General features: G+C 75.2%; 3 protein-coding genes. All 3 read left to right on the plus strand.

The genetic code is table 11. The features are described from left to right. Positions 1–308: 308 nt before the first annotated feature. Positions 309–1,190 carry a hypothetical protein gene (locus tag ACFW1I_RS34540; RefSeq protein ID WP_384677416.1) on the plus strand — a complete coding sequence of 294 codons (882 nt, stop codon included), beginning with the start codon at positions 309–311 and terminating at the stop codon, positions 1,188–1,190. Positions 1,191–1,434: 244 nt separating this feature from the next. Then, on the plus strand, positions 1,435–1,707 hold the full coding sequence (locus tag ACFW1I_RS34545; RefSeq protein WP_384677418.1) for a hypothetical protein: 273 nt from the start codon (positions 1,435–1,437) through the stop codon (positions 1,705–1,707). A gap of 162 nt (positions 1,708–1,869) precedes the next feature. Then, complete coding sequence (locus ACFW1I_RS34550) at positions 1,870–2,598, plus strand: hypothetical protein (RefSeq protein WP_384677420.1); 729 nt, start codon at positions 1,870–1,872, stop codon at positions 2,596–2,598. The last annotated feature ends 76 nt before the right edge of the window (positions 2,599–2,674 follow it).

Consider the following 2,674-nt stretch of genomic DNA (forward strand, 5'->3'; position numbering starts at 1 on the left):
CCGCGCTCCCCCACCACCCCCACCCCCCAGACCACCCCCCGGTGGCGGGGCACCACCCCCGCCGCGCCCCCCCCCCCGGGGGGGGGGCCCCCCCGGCTTTTCCCTTGCGGCCACTGGGTCGGTACTCGTTCGGGCGCACCCCCGTGCGCCGTCCGGTGCAACGGCGTACGCCCCTTCGCGGGGCAGTCCCGGCAGGTGGATTCACTCGAACGGAGACGTGGCGCTCAGTAGTTCTGCGGTTGCGGAGGGCTATACCCGCAGGCACGGTGGGAGAGCAGTTGTCCGACGCATAAGGAAAAGGAACACATATGCGTCCCCTCGCTTCACCCCGCCTCACCGCCCTGGCGATATCCGCCGCCCTCACCCTCGGCATGGCGGGACCCGCCGTCGCCGACGAGCTCCATCCCTCCCGCGCGGCCGACCGGGCCGCCCACTCCTCGCTCCCCGACGCCGCCGCCCTGCTGGCCCAGACCAAGGCGCTCGGGGACGTCGGCGGGGTGACGACCCCCGTGACCGAACTCGTCGCCGCCGCCCTCAAGGCCGACGACGGCCAGCTCCCCGCGGCCGACGCCGACGCCCTGAAGGCGAAGATCCAGGCCGCCGTCGACCAGGCGAAGGAGACCGCCCCCGCCCCGCTGCCGGAGACCCCGGCCGCCCCGGAGCTGCCGGTCACCCCGCCCGCCGCCGACCTCCCGGTCGCCCCGCCCGCCGCCGACCTCCCGGTCGCCCCGCCCGCCGTCGAGGCTCCCGTGGCCCCGCCCGCCGTGGAGGCCCCGGCCGAGCTGCCGGTGAAGCCGCCCGTCACCCTGCCCGTCGCGGCCGGGGCCAAGGCCGCGCAGGCCGCGCAGGCCGCGCCGGCCGATCTGGTCGACGACGCCCTCGCCTCCGTCGAGAAGGCCGTCGCCGGGCTGCTCGCCGCCGTCACCTCCGGGGCCGCCGGCGGTGTCGTCCCGCAGGTCACGGCCACGCTGACCTCCCTGGTCAACCTCGCCGTCGCCACCGTGCTCGGCAGCGGGCTGCCCGCGCCGGACCTGGCCGGGCTGCCGGCGCTGCCCGCCCTCCCGGTGGAGGCGCCGGAGCTGCCCGTCGACCCGCCGGTCGAGGCCCCTGAGCTGCCCGTCGAGGCGCCCGTGAAGCCTCCGGTCGCCGCGCCCGAGCTGCCGGTGAAGCCGCCGCTGCCGGTCCGCTGACCCGCGAGCACACCCCCGACCCGTACCGGTCCGGCCTCCCGCCGGGCCGGTACGGGCATGTGTGCGCCCGGTCATCCGGAAATAGCACCGGTCCCCTTCGATCGGGTGCAGTGTCGAGAAATCCCTCCTCCTGGAGTTTCCGGGGAGCGCACCTCTCGTTACAGAAGACGGAAGCGACGTACAGGAATTCCCCAAGAAGCCTGTGCAGAACGCGAGTTGAAGAAACAGAGGAAGGATTCTCCCCATGAAGCCCACCAAGGTCGCCGCGGTCGTCGCCGGTTCCCTCATGGCGCTCGGAGCCGCCGCCCCCGCCATGGCCGCGGAGGCGCTGACCCCGACCAGCCTGAACGGCGGTCTGGAGGCGATCGCCGCCAACGGGCTGAAGTCGGACGTCCTCAGCAGCACCACCGAGGGCTCCCCGGTCAAGACCGTCACCGACACCGCCACCCAGCTGAACCAGACCGGCAAGGGCCTCCCGCTGATCGGCGGCCTGCCGGCGAGCCCGCTCGGCGGCTGATCGAATGATTTTCTGACCGGTCGCCGTGTGGCCTCGACTCCACACGGTGTGCCGCTCCCTACTCTCTGGACCGTCCCACCGCGAACGTCAGCGGGGGACGCGGCCGGTCGGAGCGAGGGGGGATCCTCGCCGGTCTCTCCCTTTCTCCCGAGGAAGAGCGGTATGCGGTCCATCATCAGCAGGAAAGTACTCACCGCGGCGGCAGCGACCGGACTGCTGTCGCTGACCGGCGGTCTCGCACTGGCCGCGAACGCCCACCCCGGCACGGGCGACACGCCGGGACCCGGCAACGGCCAGGCCCACGCGCCCCTCTCGCCGGAACTCTGCGGCGCGAGCGTGGACCTGGGCGACTACGTGGCGTCGGCCGTCGGAGACCTCTGCGCCCACGCGGCGGAGGACCCCGACGGCGGCTACGGCGAGGAGCCCGAGGAGCCCACCCCGACGCACCCGCCGACCCACCCCCCGACCCACCCGCCCACGCACCCGCCCACGCATCCCCCGACCCACCCGCCGACGAAGCCGCCGACGAACCCGCCGACGACTCCGCCCGGCGAGTGTGAGGAGCCGGAGCCGGGTGAGGAGCCGGAGCCCGGTTGCGAGCCCACCACGCCGCCGACCAAGCCCCCGACGCATCCGCCGACGAAGCCGCCGACGAACCCGCCGACGACTCCGCCGGGTGAGTGCGAGGAGCCGGAGCCGGGTGAGGAGCCGGAGCCCGGCTGCGAGCCCACCGTGCCGCCCACGCACCCGCCCACCACCCCGCCCGAGCTCCCCGACACGGGCAGCGATCCCGCCCTCTGGGGAGCGGCCGCGGTCAGCGCCGCCCTCATCATCGGCGGCACCGTCGTCCAGCTCCGCGGCGGACGCCTCGTCCGCTCCCGCCGCCACTGACGTACGAACCGTGCTGACGTGACGTCAACAGGGGCCCCCCCCCCCCCCCCGGGGGGGGCCGGGGGGTTGGGGTCCG

The organism is Streptomyces sp. NPDC058955 (assembly GCF_042741435.1).
In the GTDB taxonomy this organism is placed as follows: domain Bacteria; phylum Actinomycetota; class Actinomycetes; order Streptomycetales; family Streptomycetaceae; genus Streptomyces.

Bases quoted from the DNA above. Each gene is read 5' to 3' on its own strand.
- ACFW1I_RS34545 (WP_384677418.1), top strand. From the start codon at position 1,435: ATGAAGCCCACCAAGGTCGCCGCGGTCGTCGCCGGTTCCCTCATGGCG.
- ACFW1I_RS34550 (WP_384677420.1), top strand. From the start codon at position 1,870: ATGCGGTCCATCATCAGCAGGAAAGTACTCACCGCGGCGGCAGCGACC.
- ACFW1I_RS34540 (WP_384677416.1), top strand. From the start codon at position 309: ATGCGTCCCCTCGCTTCACCCCGCCTCACCGCCCTGGCGATATCCGCC.